The organism is Rhizobium sp. SRI_017 (genome assembly GCF_057586295.1).
This window is the reverse complement of the sequence record NZ_JBYCZP010000025.1, coordinates 1-21,190: the sequence shown is the minus strand read 5'-3', so window position 1 is coordinate 21,190 and position 21,190 is coordinate 1. Positions and strand designations below refer to the sequence as shown.

General features: G+C 56.4%; 21 protein-coding genes and 1 pseudogene. 11 read left to right on the top strand and 11 right to left on the bottom strand.

Features of this window, described 5'->3' with window-relative positions:
- Positions 1-169 precede the first annotated feature (169 nt).
- From AC2YI2_RS32055 to AC2YI2_RS32045, 3 genes are all read right to left on the bottom strand, one after another.
- On the bottom strand, positions 170-421 hold the full coding sequence (locus tag AC2YI2_RS32055) for a ubiquitination-like system serine protease family protein (RefSeq protein ID WP_487390640.1): 252 nt from the start codon (positions 419-421) through the stop codon (positions 170-172).
- A gap of 95 nt (positions 422-516) precedes the next feature.
- The gene (locus AC2YI2_RS32050; protein WP_487390594.1) at positions 517-1,923 is read right to left on the bottom strand and encodes a ThiF family adenylyltransferase; all 1,407 of its coding nucleotides are present in this window, start codon (positions 1,921-1,923) and stop codon (positions 517-519) included.
- On the bottom strand, positions 1,920-2,672 hold the full coding sequence (locus AC2YI2_RS32045) for a multiubiquitin domain-containing protein (RefSeq protein WP_487390593.1): 753 nt from the start codon (positions 2,670-2,672) through the stop codon (positions 1,920-1,922). Before AC2YI2_RS32045 ends, AC2YI2_RS32050 begins: the two co-directional genes overlap by 4 nt.
- 90 nt (positions 2,673-2,762) lie before the next feature.
- Here AC2YI2_RS32045 and AC2YI2_RS32040 point away from each other — a divergent pair, with 90 nt between their 5' ends.
- The 5 genes from AC2YI2_RS32040 (at position 2,763) to AC2YI2_RS32020 (ending at position 8,023) form a co-directional block, all read left to right on the top strand.
- Positions 2,763-3,236 carry a helix-turn-helix domain-containing protein gene (locus tag AC2YI2_RS32040; protein ID WP_487390592.1) on the top strand — a complete coding sequence of 158 codons (474 nt, stop codon included), beginning with the start codon at positions 2,763-2,765 and terminating at the stop codon, positions 3,234-3,236.
- Between the two features lie 4 nt (positions 3,237-3,240).
- Complete coding sequence (locus AC2YI2_RS32035) at positions 3,241-4,200, top strand: ImmA/IrrE family metallo-endopeptidase (protein ID WP_487390591.1); 960 nt, start codon at positions 3,241-3,243, stop codon at positions 4,198-4,200.
- A 13-nt stretch (positions 4,201-4,213) separates the two neighbouring features.
- Positions 4,214-4,924, top strand: coding sequence for a hypothetical protein (locus tag AC2YI2_RS32030; RefSeq protein WP_487390590.1), 711 nt, complete (start codon positions 4,214-4,216; stop codon positions 4,922-4,924).
- Between the two features lie 58 nt (positions 4,925-4,982).
- Complete coding sequence (locus tag AC2YI2_RS32025; RefSeq protein ID WP_487390589.1) at positions 4,983-7,091, top strand: CHAT domain-containing protein; 2,109 nt, start codon at positions 4,983-4,985, stop codon at positions 7,089-7,091.
- Positions 7,092-7,198: 107 nt separating this feature from the next.
- A complete protein-coding gene (locus tag AC2YI2_RS32020; protein WP_487390588.1) occupies positions 7,199-8,023 on the top strand; it encodes an IS5 family transposase in 825 nt (274 codons plus the stop codon).
- A gap of 52 nt (positions 8,024-8,075) precedes the next feature.
- On the opposite strand, the gene AC2YI2_RS32015 is transcribed toward AC2YI2_RS32020, so the two are convergent.
- From AC2YI2_RS32015 to AC2YI2_RS31995, 5 genes are all read right to left on the bottom strand, one after another.
- Positions 8,076-9,137 carry a hypothetical protein gene (locus AC2YI2_RS32015; protein WP_487390587.1) on the bottom strand — a complete coding sequence of 354 codons (1,062 nt, stop codon included), beginning with the start codon at positions 9,135-9,137 and terminating at the stop codon, positions 8,076-8,078.
- 233 nt (positions 9,138-9,370) lie between these two features.
- Entirely contained in the window at positions 9,371-11,710 is a 2,340-nt protein-coding gene (locus AC2YI2_RS32010) for a S8 family peptidase (RefSeq protein ID WP_487390586.1), read from the bottom strand.
- A gap of 11 nt (positions 11,711-11,721) precedes the next feature.
- The gene (locus tag AC2YI2_RS32005; RefSeq protein WP_487390585.1) at positions 11,722-12,711 is read right to left on the bottom strand and encodes an AAA family ATPase; all 990 of its coding nucleotides are present in this window, start codon (positions 12,709-12,711) and stop codon (positions 11,722-11,724) included.
- 254 nt (positions 12,712-12,965) lie between these two features.
- Entirely contained in the window at positions 12,966-13,715 is a 750-nt protein-coding gene (locus AC2YI2_RS32000; RefSeq protein ID WP_487390584.1) for a DNA polymerase III subunit epsilon, read from the bottom strand.
- A 203-nt stretch (positions 13,716-13,918) separates the two neighbouring features.
- On the bottom strand, positions 13,919-14,164 hold the full coding sequence (locus AC2YI2_RS31995) for a hypothetical protein (protein WP_487390583.1): 246 nt from the start codon (positions 14,162-14,164) through the stop codon (positions 13,919-13,921).
- A 57-nt stretch (positions 14,165-14,221) separates the two neighbouring features.
- Here AC2YI2_RS31995 and AC2YI2_RS31990 point away from each other — a divergent pair, with 57 nt between their 5' ends.
- Both AC2YI2_RS31990 and AC2YI2_RS31985 read left to right on the top strand, forming a co-directional pair.
- Complete coding sequence (locus tag AC2YI2_RS31990; protein WP_487390582.1) at positions 14,222-14,515, top strand: hypothetical protein; 294 nt, start codon at positions 14,222-14,224, stop codon at positions 14,513-14,515.
- Between the two features lie 175 nt (positions 14,516-14,690).
- Positions 14,691-15,263: an ATP-dependent DNA ligase gene (locus AC2YI2_RS31985; RefSeq protein WP_487390581.1), complete on the top strand. Its 573-nt coding sequence runs from the start codon at positions 14,691-14,693 to the stop codon at positions 15,261-15,263.
- Positions 15,264-15,585: 322 nt separating this feature from the next.
- Here AC2YI2_RS31985 and AC2YI2_RS31980 read toward each other — a convergent pair whose 3' ends face one another.
- Entirely contained in the window at positions 15,586-16,128 is a 543-nt protein-coding gene (locus AC2YI2_RS31980) for a hypothetical protein (RefSeq protein ID WP_487390580.1), read from the bottom strand.
- A 575-nt stretch (positions 16,129-16,703) separates the two neighbouring features.
- On the opposite strand from AC2YI2_RS31980, the gene AC2YI2_RS31975 reads away from it, so the two are divergent.
- The 3 genes from AC2YI2_RS31975 (at position 16,704) to AC2YI2_RS31965 (ending at position 19,198) form a co-directional block, all read left to right on the top strand.
- A complete protein-coding gene (locus tag AC2YI2_RS31975; RefSeq protein ID WP_487390579.1) occupies positions 16,704-16,982 on the top strand; it encodes a hypothetical protein in 279 nt (92 codons plus the stop codon).
- Between the two features lie 230 nt (positions 16,983-17,212).
- A complete protein-coding gene (locus AC2YI2_RS31970; RefSeq protein WP_487390578.1) occupies positions 17,213-17,392 on the top strand; it encodes a hypothetical protein in 180 nt (59 codons plus the stop codon).
- A gap of 933 nt (positions 17,393-18,325) precedes the next feature.
- Positions 18,326-19,198: a transglutaminase-like domain-containing protein gene (locus tag AC2YI2_RS31965; protein WP_487390577.1), complete on the top strand. Its 873-nt coding sequence runs from the start codon at positions 18,326-18,328 to the stop codon at positions 19,196-19,198.
- Positions 19,199-19,496: 298 nt separating this feature from the next.
- Here the strand turns inward: AC2YI2_RS31965 and AC2YI2_RS31960 are convergent, their stop codons facing one another.
- Complete coding sequence (locus AC2YI2_RS31960; protein WP_487390576.1) at positions 19,497-19,865, bottom strand: winged helix-turn-helix transcriptional regulator; 369 nt, start codon at positions 19,863-19,865, stop codon at positions 19,497-19,499.
- Between the two features lie 97 nt (positions 19,866-19,962).
- Between AC2YI2_RS31960 and AC2YI2_RS31955 the strand changes: the two genes are divergently transcribed.
- Entirely contained in the window at positions 19,963-20,940 is a 978-nt protein-coding gene (locus AC2YI2_RS31955) for a quinone oxidoreductase family protein (protein WP_487390575.1), read from the top strand.
- 51 nt (positions 20,941-20,991) lie between these two features.
- On the opposite strand, the pseudogene AC2YI2_RS31950 reads toward AC2YI2_RS31955, so the two are convergent.
- Positions 20,992-21,190, bottom strand: a pseudogene (locus AC2YI2_RS31950) (LysE family translocator); the annotation flags it as partial.

The window sequence follows — 21,190 nt, the reverse complement described above, 5'->3', positions numbered from 1 at the left end:
CCGTCGAGCTTCGTGGAAGCCCTCGCGAAGGATCGTGCAGCGACGACCACCAACTATCTCAGCCCTAAGCTTGAAGGTGGCCATGATGATCGATCTATCGCCGAGATCTGTTGTGCGATGACAACACTGTTCGCGTGGTTGCGGCGCGGTCGTGAGCATCAAGGCGAAGCTAATCGCACCAGTGTATCTTTCCATTGCGAATGAAGAAATGGGAGCGGCATCCGACCTGCCGCCAGACGGAAGGGTGAAGCGTACCCGTTCCATCGGATTCGACTTTTGCCCGCCAGACGGCTTTTTCGTCGGTCACCAGGTTCATCTCCAAGGCGCAGCCGCAGCCGCAAGGGCACCGCATTGTCGCCTGCCATGGGTCGCCGTCTTCGTTGAGAATGTAAAGCGTCTTCGGGGCGATGAACCGTGGCATGTTCCCTTCTCGAACCACAGCTCGATAAGGCCGTCGGCACAGATGGCGAATTGTCCCGACGAGATACTGACCGGCGTCAGCAAGCCATAGAAGCTTCATGTGCGCGGCTCCGACAATTCAGGCAGACCAAGAAGTGGCGAGATCTTGCCGTGACCAACCCAAGGATGAAGAAGCGCGCAATCCTGCTGCTCTTCGTCAGCGGTTAGGCGAAGCTGGCCCAGACTGAATTCGATTGAGCCGACATCTCCGTTGGGCATTTGCCGATAGAGGTGGATCCTCGCGAGGAAGTCGTTCACAGCAAGTGCTGCAGCGAACATATTGATGCTGATCACTGCGGGTCTGCTGACAGTTAGGCCTCGAAAATACTTATCGCGAACCTGCTGGGCCGCCGCTTCCGGATCCGAGTTCGCCAGCCCTTCGGCTGCCACCGTTTGAAGAGAGATGACGTCGCGAGAAATCAGGCTGGAGCGTCCGGGCACGATGTAATGGACGGTTCCAAGAATATCGCTGACCCGACCTGTCCCGTCGGCTTCCTTGGTCGCATCAAGCATCACGCCGACGTCAAAGTATGGGATGATGTGATAGGTCGACACCAGGTTCATCGCAAAACGACCTGCATGCGTATCGACACAGCCAAAGATCACGTCGCAGACGGACAGTGCATTGATCGCTGCCGGTGACATCAATGTCGATGCAACCTTGATAATCTTTGTAGGAAGGCCTGTCGCGATGGCTGCAGCCTCTGCAATATCCACTTTTAGCCGACCCGCACCGGCGTCAGCGACGGTGCTATTAAGGATGCGGTTGAGGTTGCGATCCTCAATGATGTCTGGATCGATAATGACGATCTCGCCAAAACCGAGCCGGATCAACTGCTCAAGCAGGGGACTGCCAGTCCCAGAAATACCGACAATGCCAGCACGAAGTCTGCCAAGTGTAGCGGTTGTGCCTTCGCCGAAGGCTTGATCCTGCGACCGCCCAAAAGACCGAATCTCGCCATCGGCCGTAGTGATCGCCGGAAACAGGCGGATATCGGGGCCAGCCACGCTGATCATATCGATCGGCTTCATTTCGTATCCGTCTTGAAGATAGCGTCCGAAAAGACGCCCGCTAGGCAGCATTACGATGCTAGCATGTGGGATCGCCGCTCCTACCCACGACCGAATGATCGGAAGCAGTTCTCTATCGCCCTCGTCGTCCACGTCTGAAAATTCGGCAAAGCCGCCGGGGTGGCAATGGACTTTTATCACACTGAGGCCAAGTTCCTCGGCATGGTTGAGATGAGGCACGATGAGATCGGTTGGCCATGAGATGCGGTCGTGCAGTCTCTTGCACTTGCCGTGTTCGAGCAGGATCACCTCACGCACGGATAGCCGATAGCGTTCCGAATGGTCGGCTCCCCCGCACAAGATTAGTGCGGCGGCCTCAAGGCCGTCGCCGGGGAAGAGGTGGTCAGCCAGGGCCGCGTGCTGGTCTGCCGAAATGCTGAGTGTGACGTTCATCGTGCAGCCTCCTGTTCGAAGATTTCCTCGATGAGGAAAACGTGGGTTTCGAGACAATCGACGCCGGGCACCCACTGGTTCGCGCCTGAGCGGTGGCGGGACCACCGCTGGAAGACCTTGCCTTCGATCGTCTGTTCCACCTGCGTCTGCGGAATTTCACGACCGTCGATCCGAGCGAGCTTGGGGAAGACATAGAGCATATCAAGCTGGGTCATCGGATAGCCCTGTTCGATTCTGATCGCCAAGGATACGCGCTGATGGTTGAAGCCCGCGGGGATCGGAAAGTCATGAAGAACGACCCAGGTCGACCCGTCCTTGACGATGTCGAATTTATGTCCGTAGGCTTCCAAGAAGGCAGTATCGGCGTCCAGGAGCGGCGCATCGCGCCGCCCCTGAACTTCACCGTCAGTCTGTTCCTTGCGGATCGCGCGGAACTTTTCAGTACCCGGGTGGCGGAGGTCGATCCGCTCGTCGAGCTCCACCTTGTGAGGCTTGTGACCCACAAGCTTCACCCGCAGGGTATAGTTCTCGGGCGGCGTAAGGCCGGCGAGAACTAAGACCTCGCGTCCAGTGATGTGCGGCTTGTTCCAGACATAGGCCTTGTCGTTGATCTTGAAGCGGTACGCCTTAGCAAGCGGCGGGCGCTTGCCTTCCTTGGCGTAGACTTCCAGTTCGACGATTTCATCGAGGATATCTTCGAGAAGTTCCTCGATGCGGGACACCGCTGCTTCCTTTTTATTTCTAGTCATTTTCTTACCTCGTTGGTTAGTTGACCGATCCGCCGCGGCCGATCAGTGCGTGCATCATGGCGCAAGCATGCTAAGAAGATCAAGCATAAAATGAGCGCGCTTGATAAAAATAGCATATTGCACGCATGCTTGACTTATCAAGCAATGGCGTTAGGATGCCTTGCACCGCGAAACCCCGGCAGCGCGGCGCATCAAGTGCCGTATGAAAAGAGGAGAGATGTGAAAGTCACCCTTGGAGAATATCTTGGGTCAATCCGCACAGATCGAAAGCTTACCCTTCGCGCAGTCGAAGAAGCTACGAACAAAGAAGTCTCAAATGCTTATCTAAGCCAAATTGAGAACGGAAAGATTCAGAGGCCGTCCCCTAACATTCTATATGCCCTCGCAAACCTTTATGGCGTGGAATACGACAGACTAATGGAGCTGGCAGGTTACATTACTACGACGCGTACCGATGTTGAACGCCATGGGAGGGCGGCGACTTTCTCTGAATTGAATTTAACGCAGACTGAGGAATCGGAATTACTGAAATACCTTGGATATCTGCGGTCGAAGAAGGACTGACCCTTTGAAGCCTGACGACAGTTCACTCTCGCCGAGCGAGTATGCAGCAATCCACCGCGCGGCGACGGATCTGTTGAACAAGGCAAGCGCATGGGACCGGCTACCCACGCCGGTCCCAGATCTACTCGGCGCAGCAAAGCTTCGAGTCGCGCCGATGAGCGCTTTTGATCCGCGCTCATTGCTCCGGCACGCGCTCCAGTTTGGAGAACGCGCTGCCAGCCTCGTAAAATCTGCGATCGAAAAGGTGAGGGGCATCTTCGATGTTCACGAAGATCTCATTCACATCGACACGACTGTCACCGAATCCAAGCAGAATTTTCTAAAGCTGCACGAAGCAGGCCATAAGCACATCCCGCATCAGTCGAAGCTTTTTCGATGGATCCAAGATTGCGACAAATCGCTCTCGCCTGATGTCTCCGATCAGTTTGAACGTGAGGCAAACATATTCGCGACGGTTGTTCTGTTTCAGGATAGCCGGTTCTCCCAAATGGCAGCGGACAGCAATTTCAGCATCAAAGTGCCGCTTGCCTTAAGCAAAAAATTTGGTGCGTCGATTTACGCGTCCTTGCGAGAATATGTCAGGCGAAATGAACGAGCCTGCGCGGTAATCGTGCTTAACCCCGTCGAAGTCTGCCCCGTTTTAGGAATGCGGTCTGACCTCCGACGCCTCGAGCTCTCGCCGCTTTTCCAGAAGCGGTTCGGGAAATTGCAGGTCCCGGAACATATCGATCGGATGAGCCCCCTTGCGGAATTCATCCCGCTGGGTGGTCGAAAGATGTCCCGGCCTGGCACCTTGACCCTTGAGGACAAGAATGGAGATTTGGTGGAATTCGTTGCGGAAGGTTTTGCCACACCTTACAACAGCTTCATCCTGATCCACGCAGTCTCGGATCTGAGAAAATCGATTGTCGTACCAGCGGGCTTCCTCGGCGGTAAGATGACAAGTTCTAAGCCAATATTTTGATGTCCGAGATATCGTGAAATCAATCAGTGAAGCATTTGACAGTTTTTCGCATGCGCTCCGGCTCAACACTGAGCATCTCATTCACGCGCCCGCATTAATGAAGGTCGACCCGCAGGAAGCTGCAGGTAACCTCGACCTGGGCCTATCGGCCGTCCTGAACGGATTTCACAGTATTTACGATGCCGCGCAGGCCAGTTCACAAATTAATTTTCCATGGAATAAAGCCGCTCCAACGGCGACCCTTTTGGCGATCCGCAACGCCCGCCACCACAATCACGCCCATCGAATTCGAAGCGTGGAGACATATTTTACGAGGCCAAGGCAGGGGCGTGTCTCCGGGGAATTTGGTCTTGTTACCTACGGTGCGGCGTCGCCCTTGGAGCAACGACTATTCGTGCAAGCCCTCTCATGGCAGGACGTCAATGAGCTCCTGAACCTGCCATATAGCGTTACGCGATTGAATGCACAACGGGCGCAGACGATTAATGACTATCTCGGGGGAGATACTCTCACGAGCTTCGCAGCTAGTCGGACTCAGGAGGTCCCAATTTTTTTCGATATGTTGCCGATCATTACCAATGCAGCGAAAGCCGCTGTGCGGGTGCTCGAACCCGAGATCGAAGTGCTGTCGATGGAAGGCAGGGATTTCCTGGCTCATTTCAAGGGTGTTGGCGAGGTCGACATGGCTGTGCAGCATTTTCGGCTTGGCACATTCGAGATCTGATGCGGCGGCTTCCGCTGTCCTTTATTCCGATGATCGAAAAGGTGGCGAAAGGTAAGCCATGACTCTAGCTGAACATTTTCCGGCGTCCGCCAAGGCATTTCCAAATATTCTACCGTGGCAGTCGCCCTTCGACTGGATCAGGCAAGGGCAGTTTCTCGCCGAAGCCGTCTTTGAGCTGCAGATGAAACTTCAAGAATCAGACGATCAGCTGAACGTATTCTGTGAGGCACTGCGCGCTGACGTCGAGGCTGAGACAATAGTCCAGACTGATCCATCTGCGGCAGCCATGATTGACGGATTTCGTTTTGTCACCTCCCAGGTGCAAATCTATCGGACGATGACCTCGGGCCGCTTAGGGACGTGTTATCACTGGTTACTCTGGTCTATCTCGCGCGAGCATGTTTTCGATCGGACGGAAAACCATGCGGAATACAGGCTGCCGCCCTACGCCGGCGCTACGAGAGCAATGAACGAGCTTGCGCTCGAAGTCGCCGTTGATTGGGTCTGGGCGGCGTATATCGTGGCGCACAAGTTTGGTGGTCTGGACGGCCACTGCAATATGTTCCTGGAGGCAGCGGTGGCCATCGCCACCCAAGCCGGAAACGGCAAAGGAACGAAGGCACTCACCGCGATCGCCGTCTACTCGGCTGCGAAGAAGTTGGAAGGCACACAGTCGCAGGTCGATGCGCTTTTGCGGCGTCTGGAGGAGCCGGAGATACCCGTAACGGACAGGGCGCAGATCCAAATCTCGATGTCGACACATGTCGGTCATTACACCGACACCCATCCTGTCGAATGGGCGCGTCGCACCCTTCGAGATTTGCGAGCCGAGTTGAAAGAGCACGAACCGCTGCAGCTTCTTGCCGTCACACTGCAAGACCAAGAGGCGTGGCTTGCCGCACGTGTCGAAATCCTTTCGGAAATTCACGCGCTTTCCGAAATCTACCGCTCAGGCAATTCAAGGCATGCGGCACGGGTTGCGCTGGATTCGCGCATCTTGCTGCTCCATCCGATCATTTACGCGTTGTGCAAGTTTGGTTCGACCGACGACCTGATGGCGGTTCTGCGTGCATGGTACGCGGAACCCGATTCTGTCTGTGCGGACGGAGATATCCTTTTCATTTGCCCCAACCACGGAGATGGGGTCGCTTATGTTTGGCCGGACGATCGCTATTTTGCATCCAATATCGTTGCCGATTCTCTTGAAAACGCTCTGGTCGCCAACTCGAACGCGCTGAACGAATACTTTCGTGGACCGCAAGGAGATCGACAGGTCAGGGTCGACGACCGACTGAAGAGCACCCCAGCCTTCGAATTCGCCGCCCAGATCTGGGCGGCGATGGATGATCACTATAGGCTGTCGGAAGTTAGCAGCAGGCTGCCGCAGGGCTGGGTCCCGCGATCGGTGGTCGTCATGCCTGCACACCGCGACCCACTCCAAGCCATGATCCTAGACCGGCTCGGCTGGGTTGCACCCTTGGAAACCTCTCTAAGCGTCGCCAACGCTCTCAGGCCAATCAAAACTCTTTCGATTTGGCCGGGGTCCACGCAGACCACTGACGCAGAGGTCGAAGCGCTGCAACACGTCGCGGCGGCGGCAGGCTGGCATGTGAAGGACATGCCAGGGACCCTCGACCGGGAAGAGTTTCGCCGATTCTACGAAGATCCCGAAGCAGACTTGCTTTGGGTCATCGGGCACGGCGAACAAACGTCTGACGACCAGCGCCGGACGGGTATCGTGATGGAGGACGGCGCTATAGCGTCGCTTGCCGACATTGTAAGTTTTGACGTGCCGAGCGTGGGACGCCGCCTGCTCGTGTTAAACATTTGTTCGAGCGCGACCGCGCAGACCTTCAATGGAATGGCGCGGTCGGGCCTCGCCCAAGAACTTGTCTCTTCGTGCCAGCAGGTTATCGGCCATCTCTGGCCGATCGATTATTATGCCGCCCTGGCCTTCGGCAGCAGCTTGGCCGTCGGGCTCACCCGAGAGCCACCGCCGGCCGCGTTGCGAGACGCATCTCTGCTGATGCGCGATCAGGTCAAGCTGATAAATGTGCTGACGGAAATTTCACCGGAACTGCAAGCAATCCGGCGGCTCAATGGGCAACGGGCGGCCGAGGTCTTGCAAAACGTCCTATCTTGGGGCTGCCCTGTCATCCTGACATGACCGTTTCTGTGGTATCCGACTGATCGTAAGTGTCCGTTCCAAAAAGCAGTGAGTGATTTCAGTAGGTTGTGATTCTGTCGGATTGCTGAGATTCGACGGAGATCACGATGCCTTGGACCGAAACCACTCGGCCGCATTATGAGCGGCGTTGCCTTCGCTACGCAAGCGACCTGACCGATGAAGAATGGGCGTTGATCGAACCGCTGATACCGTCGCCGAACCGCATCGGGCGTCCGCGCAAGACGGACCTTCGCGAGGTGGTGAACGCGCTTCTGTATATGGCCTCCTCGGGCGGTGCGTGGCGGCTTCTGCCCAAGGACTTCCCGCCATTCTCGACGGTGCAGAAATACTTCTACCGCTGGCGTGACGATGGCCTGCTGCGCACGATCAATAATGAACTGGTGATGGCGGCGCGCGAACGGGAAGGCCGAGAGGCAAGCCCCACCGCCGGCGTCATCGACAGCCAGTCGGTCAAGACCAGCGAAAGCGGTGGAATTCGTGGCTTTGATGCCGGCAAGAAAGTGATGGGCCGCAAGCGCCATATCGTCGTCGACACGCTCGGCCTGCTGGTCGGTCTCATCATTCATGCCGCCGACATCCAGGACCGTGACGGCGCACCCGTCGTCCTGCAGTCGATCCTCAAACGCTGGCCATGGTTGCGCCATGTCTTTGCCGATGGCGGCTATGCTGGGCCGAAGCTGAGGGGAGCATTGCAAAAGGTCGGGAAGTTCACGCTGGAAATCATCAAGCGCTCGGACGGTGTCAAAGGCTTCGAAACCCTGCCGCGCCGATGGGTAGTTGAGCGCACATTTGCGTGGCTCGGTCGATGCCGAAGGCTGGCCAAGGACTTCGAACGAACCATCGCATCCGCCGAGGCCTGGGTCTTCATCGCAAATATTCGCCTGCTCACCAGAAGGCTCGCAAGGTCATGAAAACACGACGTTCATTTTGATTCAGACACTAAGTTCGCCTCGGAAAGGGCTGTTACCAGCTCGATTTCAAGAGATCTTCCGTCGAAACCCTCCATAGGCCGCAAGCGCAAAGGATCAGTTGTCGCGCCAAGCTTTGCACGTTGTGAACCTCGTATGGCCCCAAAAATGGAGAAGCCTCCACGAACCGGTGTGCTGTCATATAATTCCGGATGAAACTGCAGATGTGAAGTGCGTCTGGCAAAGTTACTTCAACATCTCGGACGGTTTGACCGTCTGAATATGGAGTAGGAATGCCAAGCACGGGCGTTATCTCGGTTTCGGCCAGCGACCGATCGCCTCTGACAATCCAGGTCATTGTGCTGTCGGGATCGATATGAGCTGCACGCAATCTCACACGGAGGTCTTCCAACACAGCAGGGTTCCATTGTCCCGCCTTTAAGTCGAGCCAGCGCTTGTTCCTGGCGCTAGATTTCACCTGAAGCTGGAGCTCCTCGATTGCTGAGAAGGCGAGATTGATTGCAATCGATGTTCCAACGTGGGCCGCGTGAAGGCGAGAGTGCTTGTCGAACATCTCACCGTAGCGTGGATGGGCAGACCACCAGGTGATGCTCTCCGTCGCGTAGCTCCGAGATAACTTGTGAATAGCGTAGATCAACGATCTATCCGACCATGCCTTGGCTGCGGTCGCCACAGCGACAGCGAGCTCGGGTGGGCCGACAAACTGCTCGAAAAAACCGCGTTTTCGAAACAGGTTGTCATAAATGCTGTTACGCTCCGCGGTGTCGTCTGGAAGCGGAAATACAGAACGAAGGGCGACGCGTTCGCCCGGGTTTCCTTCGATGATGTCATAGGCAGCGCAAATCAGATGGACGATGTTGTTGGCCACCGCCTCTTCCGCGGTATTGATCAGAAGCATTTGCCCTGGAATGCCATCGACAACTCGGGAACCGAGGGTTTCTGGATGCGAAATGATCGTTGTCCCGCCCTTGTGAAACCAGAATCGTTGGGAGGGGTCGGGAAGGAAGCTGATCGGCCAGCCAACTCGCTCGGCATGGCTCTCGATCAGGCTACAATGAAGAGGGTTTGCGATTAGAAAGCTGCAATAGGAGGTCATGATGCCGCTTCGACAGGTGGATACGGTAGCTTAACTTTCGGCGCATCATAGACTGCTAAGGGTTACCCCCGTTCCTGGATCGCAGCCAAAGCGTAGCGGAATTGTTTTGAGATATCAACGCATTGATCAGGGCTATTCCAGAGCCTTCAGTTCGTATCCGTTCAAGGCGACCGGATACCTACTGCAATCTGGATGTTCGCTCAATTGTGCGAGGTCTGCAGACGGTCGATCCCCTATGTTTGAACGCGAATTCTCTGCCTAATTCTCTCGTAAAGCTGGACTTCCGCCTTGTGAGAAATTTCGACAACAACGGCAAAATTCTGCCGATCTACGTGACTTGCCCAGCCACCCTCGCAGCGAACGACGAGATAATAATCGTTGCCATATTCCGCGACGTCTCGCTTGAATGTAACGGTTGCGCTCTGGACCGTTCCCTTTTCGCGAATGGTCGATGAAGGAGTAAGTTTGCAGTCGAATCGACCTGCAATCTCCGGAAACCGTTCTTCGTCCTTCCCGCGTTTCCGATAATGCTCGAAAATCAGGTCCGACGGGCAACCGCGCAAAAGCCGGAAACTCATTCCGACACCGGCGTAATCCGCCCGCGTGTGACGCACCGGCGGGTCATAGGCAAGCGTAACGCGGATGGACCTTTCTCCGTTTTCCGTCTGAAACGGTTCTGGGATAGGGATGCGATAGACGGCGAAATGATCGATGGCCAGTTCATCCTCACCATAAAGAACGACCCGCGCATCATCGGAGAATGCTGCCCGTTCAAGGTCGACCATCCCGTGACCAACAACGGAGCGGATGGCATCGCCACCAAGAAGTGCCATCCGCTCTCTGGCTGCATCAGGGATTTCAGCTGAGCCCACCATGAGCGCGCGGATAAGATTTGCCGAGGCCGTCGGCATCCGGCCGAGAATTTGCGCTGCGATGAAGGCCACGCGTGGCGCCGCATAAGACGTTCCGGAACCTGCCGTGAAAAGTCGGTCGAGAAACGTGTGATGCAGCGTCAATACTCCAGCACTTGGAACTTCCTCGCCCCTCCGGAGCCTCTGAACGACGGGATCGTAAATCAGCGTGCCGCCGATATCGACAAGATCGGGTTTGGTAGACCCACCCACACCCGGGCCAATGCGAGAAAATGGCGACGGCTCATTTTGCCGGGTGATCGGTCGTACCATCACCTCGGCCAAGTGCTGGGCATTTAGTCCCTCACCGTGCGCGAGCGATCCGACAGTGAGAACATTCATTGCACCCGCCGGCTCGAAGAAGCGGTTGGTGCCCTCCAGCAAATAGGCAGGATACTGTGTCACCGCCTGTTCAAGGCGATTTCCCCCTCGTGGGCTCCTGTTACCGGAAGACACGACGATAACGACATCGAGTTCGCGGGCGAGTTCGTCCAGCGTCGCGGCCCACGTCCCGACCTTGCCGCCATCGTAGGGCCGTTTCGTGTCGCCCAAGGCAATCACGAAGATCCGGCAGCCATAGTCGGCATTGAGCGTGGTTATAGCTTCCCGCATTTGCGAGGGAACCAGACGGCGATCGTCGAATGCCCCATGCTCATTGACGACCTTTGCCGAGCAAAGCCGAGCTCCTCGATCAAGCGTGCCTGCCGCGAGCTGCGCGCGCAAATCACCGAATACAGCGACCCCACCGACCCGCGTGCCGTGCCCGAAGTCGTCGGCAGTTCCCAGGCGGGCGGGAACGCCGATCGAACCTACCAAAATATCATCGATGAAAGGATGGGCGTTGATGCCACTATCGAGAATTCCGATAAGTGGTGCATCGGCCGCAACCCCATTCAACGGGGGAACGTTCTCCAAGGTGAGATCATAAGCCTCGCTCGTCGTAACGTCGGGCTGGGGCGGTTGGTCGATCGTAGCAACGGCCTCTACGGCGAGCAGGGTCTTTAGGAGCGAGCCCGACACTCGAATGCGGGCCATGGTGATTGACGGGCCGATATAACGATCAAGGACTTCACCGTCCCTGGCCTCAATGTAGGCTTCAGTTTGCTCCAGCTTGCGCTCGCGCAACCGTCGCTCGCCCAGATCCCAGAGTTCAAGGTCAACGAGATATGTCGTGCCGTCTTCAAAATCGGAAGATTCGGTGAAGCCGTCCTCACGGAAGCGGACGCCGATGCGATCTCGCGGTTCGACAGCGCCGATGTTTTCGATCGCGGCGATGAAGCCGTTATACGAATGCGCCTTCTTCCCCTCAGGTATTCCGGCCTTCCATGCTGCCAACCGGCGCCGGAACTCCTGCATCTCGTCGGTTGACGCAAACAGCACAAGCGAACGATCCAGATCGCTCGAAAGGACCGTGAGACCCAATTGCTCCCACTGCTCCTCGAGCAATTGGCTGCTCATGTGGACACGCAGGATCAGAGAGGGATCGACAAATTCGGCTTTGCGCCGACGTTGCTGCGTGGCAATGGCGGCGTCCAGTTCGGTCTCAAGTTTCGTGCTATGAGCCGCGAGGTCTCTGCTTGGCGGCGGTGACCCGCCACCGTGCCTGCGCCGTTCAAAGCGTTCGGGAAGACGGACGAGTTGTAGATGGTCATACCGTGCCATGTATCAGCCGATCAGGAGCCGGCTTTCAACCGCGCGGAGTTCGAGCGCCGACGCGTCTCGTCTTTCAGAGCTCGATTGAAATCACGCTCCTGGACCTGCTTGCGGCGTTCGACAATCATCGACTTGATCGCCTGAATGCAGACCCGCTCGATCTCTGCGTAGGAATAGCCCTCAAGCGATGAGATGAAAGCCGTGGGCTCGAACGCGGTTGCAACGTTCTTGAACTTCATGCGCAGGAAGCGATCAATCATCCTGCGATCGGGCCGCTCAAACCATACGACTTCGTCGAACCGGCGCCACACCGCGGGATCAAGTGACTGGTCAAGATTCGTGGCCGCGATCAGGAAACCCTTGGGCCTGATCTGGTCTATGAACAGCAAAAGGCTGTTCACGACCCTGCGCAGCTCATTGTGCTCACCGCTGTCGTCGCGTGCTCGAGCAAGCGCATCGAATTCGTCGAAGAACAAGACGCAGGGCTGTTTGCGCGCGAACTCGAAAATCTTGCGAATATTGGACGCTGTCTCACCGAGATAGGATGAAATAAGCCTGTCGAGTTTGACAACGAAGAATGGCAGACCGAGTTCGGCTGCAAAGATCTCTGCGCAAAGCGTCTTGCCGCAGCCAGGTGGCCCACAGAAAAGCACCTTCGAGCGGACCTGTAATCCATGGCGGCGAAGGTCCTCACCGCGCCGAAATTCTTTGACCAACCCCAGCAACACGCGAACATTCGTTGCGCTAAGGACAATTTCCCCCTTCGTGTGCTGAGGCTCGATTCGTTCTATGAAGTCGGATGCCGCCTCCGGAAAAGGAAGGAGAGGTGCGAGCGCTTTCGGAGCTGCTGGACGGTTTGACCCACCCTCAAGCGTCTTCCTCAAGGTCTTTGCCAGAGCCAGATTGTTCTTCTTTTCCTCTTCTGTGATGATCTGTTCGGCAACGGCGCGGAACTCGTCATCCCGACCGTAGCTTGCTAGCAATTTCTTCATCAATTCGCCGCGTGCCATTGGTCGCCTGAAGAGCTTTCTGCCTAGAATCAGCCTATCATCACAGGCTTAACCCATTTGTTACGTGAACAGAGTGCTCGTCAACTGTAAGCAGCTATCATTGGACGAACAAGGCCTGCCGCAAAGCCGACTGCGACGGAAAATCGCGAGAAACACGACCCATTGCAATTCAATCGCTGCCCTATCAACACCTTCGCTTGCTTGTGTGTTCGAACGCGGAAATAATTTCTGCATCCTGCGCGTCGTATAGCCTGTCAGAAGAGCGTTCGCTGCGCTGGCGTAGCCGCCGATTTCTCGCCTGTTGCGCCGCGCCGCGTTAACTCGGTTTGCGCGCTGAAGCGAATATCCAGATCTCTGTCCTGGGCGAAATGGGCCAGCGATTCCAGTGTCAGGCGATCCCACTCCTTTCCCCGGTCCGGTCCCGAGGGAACGCGTGGCAGCAGGCCGGGTTCTCGGCTCCAGGCCAGAAGCTGCTCGGCGGAAACCTCGTTGAGCAAATCACGCAGGTGATGGGCGGTGACATATGCGTCCGGCATGGCGCGATGGGCGGGGAGGCCGATCTGGTGGACCAAGCCCTCTGGCATCCGCTGGTATCGGAGCATCTGGTTGGAAAATTTTTGTAAATGCGGCCAAACGCGAAGCGCACATTTCCAGGTGCAAATCCATGGGGCACCTCCGCATAGCCGCGGCGTGCAGTAGCGCTGCTCAAATGCCGCGCGATGGGCGGCCAGGGCCAACACCCCTTGCTCCGGGCGCAGTATGGTCGATGCAATCTCCTTCCATAGCGGTGCCCCGGCGACATCGGAATCTAGGATGTGATGAACTGCCATCGTCTCGGGAGAAATCGGACGGCCAGGATTGACGAACAACGCCCCACGCTCGTCGTTCAAACACCAGCGACCGTCATCCTCAAGCACAACATCCTGCCAGCCAATTTCACAGACGTCGCTTGGGCCGTTGCCCGCTGTCTCAAGGTCGATAACGCGAATACGGGCGGGTTGCATTGGATGCTTTCTGTTATCGCCGCTCAGGGGACAATACGGAGTAGCGATGACCTCGCCAACTCACTCGACAGCGGACGGCATAGGAGTGCGATCGAGACGGCTGGCGCATTGTCTGCTGTCGTCGGACTAGCACATCGTCCCTGACAGCCGACGTCAGGGTGTCCCATCCACCATTCTGTCAGTTATCGACGCACGCGCAAACCCTAATCGAAACGCCAGCGCCAACCCTGGTGACGAGCCAGGTCGAAGACGGCTTCCATGTCGTCGTTCGCGCGCTGACCCAGCATCAGATTGTCAGCAAGCTCAACGATGGCAACGGCAATTTCCTCCGTCGACCATCCTGCCGCCCGTGCGTCATCCATGATGATATTGATGCGGTCTTCCAAGATCTCCTGACAATCGATGTGACGATCAGGATGACGGGCGGGAAGTCGGGGGGAGTTGAGCATGTTTTGACTCCGCAAGTGGGCACCCTATAGTCGAGGCAAGCTCAAGAGAGTTCAAGGTTGGCTGAGAAATTCTATCCTACCAGGCATACGACGATTGGTTCGGTGATAGACGCCGGCATGCATATCCATGCCTATTGTTTCGACTGCGGATATGATCAGGATGTCGATCTCAACCGTGTGGCTGGTGAGCTCGGCCGGGATCAAAGCGTGCTTCCTGTCTATCTGGTCCCCAAGCTCCATTGCCCGCAATGCCACAGCAAGAATGTCGGGACTGTTCTGGTGACTGAAGGCAGCGAGGTGAGCGGCGATCAGATCGAGCATCTGAAATCGCGGCGGCGCGGCGACAGCTAGTTTGCGAGTCCGGTTAGAACGACGATGGACCATATAGCCACGACCAGTACGACCATGGCACCGAGCGCCAGGATTCATTTGATTCTCCGCGATCGTCTGTCATCCCAATCGTAAGCCAAGTTCGCTGTGTCCTCCCGCTGACGGCATTTTAAGAAATCTCTGGCGCAATGGCGCCATGGCAAAGCGACCCAAACCTCCGAAGTCCGCACCGCTCAAACGCGATATCGACCTGCCGTTGGTCTCTCGACCGATCCTTCCACCTGATACGCGTCAGGCCCACCTTCCATTCGATCCCATGCCAACGAGGATCGAGCCTTGCCTCGCGCGTTTGGCGAACAAGATTCCCTCGGGCGAGGAATGGCAATACGAGATCAAGTTCGATGGCTATCGGCTCGCCGTTCACGTCGAGCTCAACGGCATCCGTATCATCACGCGAGGCGGGCACAATTGGACCGATCGCTTTTCCGGGATTGCGGCGGCCGCGCGCGGGTTCAGTCCACGAACGCTCATTCTCGATGGCGAGGCGGTCGGGCTGGACGATCAGGGCCGGTCGAGTTTCTCCGCGCTGCAGAAGGCACTCGGCGGCCGGGGCGGGAAGCGGAACGCCAGCGAGGCGGTCTTTTATGCCTTCGATCTGCTTTATCTCGATGGCTATGATCTAACGAAGCTCGGCCAACACGAGCGCCGGCAGATGCTGCAGGATCTGCTCGAGGGTGTGAATCAGCAACGTAACTTGATCCCCGTCTGAATCGCAACAAGCGCATGACTTTTCTAATGAATTCGTCCTACGATTGGGGTCATGATCGGCGCCGATCGTGACCCCACCGATTTTCTGATTTAGACCGGAAAATTAAAGTCTTATGCAGCCTTCGCGTGGGGTCAACGTTTGGCGCCGATTCACAATCGGGAGATGTATGGATATCGGCCACTATTTAAGCAAGCGGGCTTTCGCTTAATGAACGACGACACTAACATAACGACTCTTAAATAAGCCTCCGGCGAGCTTTCAAACGCCCTAGACCTATGCGGTGTCCGAGCCCAACAACCAAGACGGCCGATGGCTCGACGCGTCAGTCAAGGAATTTCAGGGATTTCATTATTTGCTTCATCGTGTCCTTTTCAACCGCGCTATTGCCCACTGAGAGAATTATCGAAACACCCGATCGGTGGGCGACCGATTCGTAGCAGACGCCTTCGTATCGCCCTCCATCAGCGGAGCAAGCGTATGAAAATATCATGCCACCCCAGTTCGGGCCGGCAACCTCTTCTGATCCAATAAAGACAGGGACCGCCAACTCGACGCGCCCATTTGTGGTTTTCGTAAACATTTCGTCTTCGTCGCTGAAAAGCTCAACCAGACTCCCGTATTTGACGCGGACAGTAAGCCGGTCGTCGCCAAAGAAGACGGATTTGCATCCTGCGCAAGCACGGCAGATACCGTCTTGCGTAGTGCCGTCACATTCGGTGGGTTTCCAGGAGGAGGGATAGGCAAACTGTATCTTGAATTCGCTGTTGCGGTAGATCTTTAGATCCTGGGCATGGGATATCGTCATGCCCAGTATCATTGATCCGAGCAGACCGAATATTCTCTTGACGAATTGATTGAAGAGCAAACACATCCCTTCAGGGTTATCTCTATTCGGAGGATTATCAATAGGGCATTTATCGTCGGTGCTTCTATTCGTTCAGCGCCGCGTCAATTGGCACTGCCGCTCTCGGTTCGCGCATGGCCTCAAGGGCTGCTTGGGCTCGACGCGCCAAATACCCGGGCATGGCTATGTGACGTCTTGGGGTTCGACGTTCTGGCGGGAAAGAAAATGAAAGGAGACGATCTGTTCCCGGTCTATCTAGGTGAGCCGAACCTCGAAAGCGAAGAGGAGAAGAGCAATTCTCTATTGAGAGATTGAACGATTAAGATCGTTATTTTCTATCCAGCGCTGGCTCTGGCCGGCCTTGGTGCAGTCTTTCTCGGCATACTGAGCCTCAATTAGAGCGATTTTCAACCGTATTGGCCAAATGGCGTCGCAACAGCTCAATGCTCGGTGGTTCCTTTCGGCTTTGGCCGACGATGAGGGCCGCGACCGTCAGCCGGTATGTGGCTCCAATTCTGGGACGCGCGTTACCAGGGCGTCGTTGCACATCCGCCTTGCGTCATTAGCTTGCACACGGTGTCCCACGAGGTTTGCGCATGCTGAAACATTGGACATCTCCTCTTTGGGTCGCTTTATCCTCGTTTACGATGGCGAGCTGTGATCCCGCCCCGATGTACGATCAGGGGCCGACCAAAACTGAGGCTGAGGCGCTCACCGGGGAAACGTTTGAAAGAAAAGACGCCTGTTTCGCGCGCATAGGGCTTGAAGGTTACGAGTGTGCGTTCATCGGGAAACATCCGAATGGGCAGAGAGCGGTCGTTGTTCATGCTTTCGTCAAGAAGGATGAACGCTGGATTTTTGTTAAGAACCGCTAGATTTTGGCTCATTGGCGGCGCTACTTGGGTGGGTCTGTCGCATTGCACCGCCGCAGGCGCTGCGATGACGGCGGCAATACGATCGAGCAGGCATTTCGAGTGACGCTGCCGCCACAACGCTGCATCGTTTGGTTTTGCAAATATTACTGTGCACCGATGGCAATGGGATCGACTCTATGAGGCTATGGAAAAGGTTCGTTTCGGTGCTCTCGTTCCGAGAAGTCGATCGAATGACTGTGGGCCTCGGCCCTAGCCAAGGTAGAATGACATTGCGCTTGCGGCGAAACGATGCAAGCGGCTCGCAGTACGTCATCTTGGAATACGGGGCGGAAGCGCCATTGATTTTGGACCGAGATCAGCTCGACGAAATGATTGATGCGGCCTTGCAAATCCGCAAGCAGATGTTGTGATCTGAAACCCATGTTGTTTTCTGCATTGCAACATATGCCCCGTATGCTGCAGGAACCCACGATACAGCTGATGCGTTCTGCGAACTTGAATCACCGCTAAGCTCGACAGTTTATCTAGCGGTCAGAAAGGGCGGCAATGCGTTTCACTATCGATGGAAAGCCGGTGCAAGCTTCGGCTGACATCCGAACATCACTTCCCGATCTGCTTCGATATCTCCTCGGCCTTGTGGGTGCCAAGAAACGCCGCGACCAGGGCACTTGCAGCGCCTGCAACGTCCCGATCGATGGAGAGAGGATCAAGGCTTGCCTGGAACTCGCTGTTCCGCCTCGGAACAGTTTGAACATTGCCTCAGATTGACCTGCTCTCGGAAAGCGGCAGACGACACTGGCTCGTCCACAATGGGCCAAGGCGGAAGTCATGTCGCATTTGCGCCCCTATTTCGGCAATTGGCGCGGGTTCGGCCGTGTCCCGAAAGCGGTCGTTCTGGTTTGGCGAAAGGTGTGGCGAGCCATCAGTCCGGGTTTTAGAGCCTTCAAGGAAGCAGACGTCGCTTACCTAGCAAGTTGAACCGGCAGCAACCTGCCGCTTTCAGCACCGGCGCGTGAACGAGCTGAGAAATGGCGAAACTGCGCCATTCCTGCGGCGCACGCTGGCCAGCGTGCTCCGGCAGCTCCAAGCCGAAACTGGTAGGCAACCATCGTATTTTGGGCGCTTCTATTTCGTTGCACCCTATGCCTGGCAACTTGACAGTCCCATTTTTGTTCCCCTTATGTTCGAGACCATGTCTCGAGCCGAGAATGAAGATTCGGGGAGCGGCAGAAGGATCAAACTCGCCGCATCGGGGCCACATTCTATCGACTATCTATTCTCAAGAAACCGCGACGGTACCGCAGCTGGGGGGAGAAATTATGCAAGTGACGGCGGACAATAGAATGCTGGATTATTATGGCACGCAAAGCGCAGTGACTGACCCGCGCAAAAATGAGTACCTCTACGGTTCGCTGCCGGACGCGGCCATGGAAATCGGTGCTGCGTTCCAAAACATTCTCCTCCACAATTGGAAGACTTATGCCGAGGGTATCCAGCTGTCTGAGAGGAGGCGTGGCGAGATTGAAATCCGTCCTGTTGCGCGTCTGCTCGAGCGGATTAAGGAGGTTGATGAGCGCCCGTGGAGCATCGAGCGTCCCGTTGAGCATCGGGTTGTAGTGGACTGCAGACACTTTGCTACGATGCTTTGCTCGGTTCTTCGAAGTCGAGGCATCCCATCGAGAACGCGACACGGATTCGCGTCTTATTTGGCGCCGGGACATTTCCAGTCTCATGTCGTCTGCGAGTACTGGAACGCAGCTGAAGATCGCTGGATCTTGGTCGATGCTGACACCATGCAGCAGGACATGCCTGTTGACCGCTTCATCTCCGCGGACCAAGCGTGGCGAGGCATTGAGGCGGGCGAACTCGATGCATCGGAGTTCGGCTATGGAGCCGAGATCCGGGGAGCCTGGTGTGTTCGATGGGAGGTCATCCGAGATTTCGCCGGGCTCAACAAGCAGGAGATGCTAACTTTCGATGTCTGGGGTCTCAACGCCAGCTACGACTTTAGCAAACCACTTATGCCCCAAGACGCTGACCTTCTGAATAATATCACTGCCCTGCTTCAGGACCAGCAACAGAATTTCTCGGCCTTGCGCGCGATCTACGAATCGGATGACCGGGTCCGAGTCCCATTAGTAATTCGCAGCCAGCCCTACACCACCGGCCTCACTCACACTATTGATCTGTCAAAGGATGGGAGCATGAACGTCTAGCGCCGAAAGCACGAGACGACGAACGGCGGCTGCCGAAGCAGCAACGCGCCCAAAATCGACGAGTTTGCTGCGTTAGACGACTGTTTCATATCCTCCCCAAAAATGGGAAGCCCCTCTGCCCCAACACACCTAGATGTTTCCCACGAGCGAAATGAACTCACCCTCCTTAATGGCAAATGAAACGTTGGTCGGCGCCACCAGAGGGCCAGTGGCGGTGGAATACACCTTGTCGAGGTTGGATCCTTCGATGAGTCCCACTGGGCATTCTCCACTGCCATCATTCTTCTTGGCTAACGCGTCAGGACGCCACTTCGTCACCGAGGCTGGCGCGGGAAGCAATGAACGAGTCAAGATTGCGCCCGATCCATAACGACAGGTCCTGCAAACGCCGTGCGCCTTCCTGACCAAGTTCTGTCAACGAACAAGTAACCTGCGGAGGCACGGTGTTGCGCACCGTTCGGTCGATGAGGCCGTCGCGCGCTGGGTCACGGAGCGTTTGCGTCAATACCTTCTCGCTTACACCTTCCAGGGCATCGCGCAAGCTGTGAAACCGCATCGGCCCCTCGCTCAATGCGATTAGCAATGAGAATCCCCATTTGCTTGTGAGGTGGAGAAAAACCTCCCGTCCCGGACAATCGAGAGGCGAAACAGATGCTGTTTTACGCATGCTAACTTCCTCTTTTGTTTCAGTGGCTTACCAAAAGGTAAGCTCTTCCCGTTGTCCGCCGGCTTGACTAGATTGTATCGAAATAGGAGAGCCGAATATGAATTACCAGCCGCCCGCAACGATGCGCGCCGTCGCCATTGATCGCTTCGGTAGCGTCGATACTCTCAAGCAGGTCACCCTTCCGACACCGACGCCGGCGCCCGATCAATTGCTGGTCCGCGTAGCAGCTGCCGGCGTAGGCACATGGGACAAGTTTGAGCGAGAGGGATACTTCGCGTCGCTGGGGGCGGAGGCGCCGAACTTTCCATACGTGCTGGGATCGGAAGGCGCGGGAAAGGTCGTGGCCACCGGCGCCAACGTCGGCAGTCACGGGCGCGGCGACAGGGTGTACGGCCTTATTCCGGCGCGCAATCCGAAGGGTGGCTTCTACGCCGATTTCGCAGTGGTTGATGCGGACAAAGCATGGTCGATCCCGTCACATCTATCGCTGGAGCAGGCGGCGACCCTGCCCAGCAACGGAGGCACTGCGCTGCGAGGGCTCAGGGATAAGATCAGGCTGATGCCTGGAGAAACCGTCCTGATTTTTGGTGCCGGGGGCGGGATGGGCCACTTGGCGGTGCAGCTGGCGAAGGCGATGGGTGCGCGCGTCATTGCGGTTGCGTCGGGGGAGGATGGCGCGGCACTCGCGTCCCGACTCGGCGCTGACGTCGCGTTCAACGGTCGCGACGAAAGCTTCAAGCGACGCCTTTCGGAGGTGCTGCCAAACGGGCTGGATGCTGCGCTGGTAACGGGTGGCGCAGACGCTTCTGCGAGTGCACTTGTTCATTTGCGGCCGCAAAGCAGGGTTGCTGTGCCAAACGGCGTGTATCCGCCACCGCAACTGCCTCATGGCATTCAACCGATCTATTTTAATGGCGACTACGACGACGAACTACTAACCACACTCCGCACATTGGCAGAAGCAATCCGATTGGAGGTTCATCTATCACATCGGTTTTCATTAACGGCCGCCGCCGACGCACACCGAATGCTGGAAGAGCACTATCTCGGCCGTCTCGCGCTGGTGGTGGATTGATTGGAAGGCGGGGCTTGCCGGTCGTTTGCGTCCATAATGGCTATTTGGTCTTCAGCGCTGTTGGAGTGCCAATCTCACACCCAAGGCGCAGTAGATGCCACCAACCACTTTACCCTGCCACTTCAAAACCGCAGGATGTCGGCGCAGGAAAGCGCCGAGGCTTCCTGCGCTGCAGGCGAAAACAGCTGTGCTCAAGAAACCAAGGAGTGAAAAGACGATCCCGAGGATGGTCAATTGCATAAAGACAGCC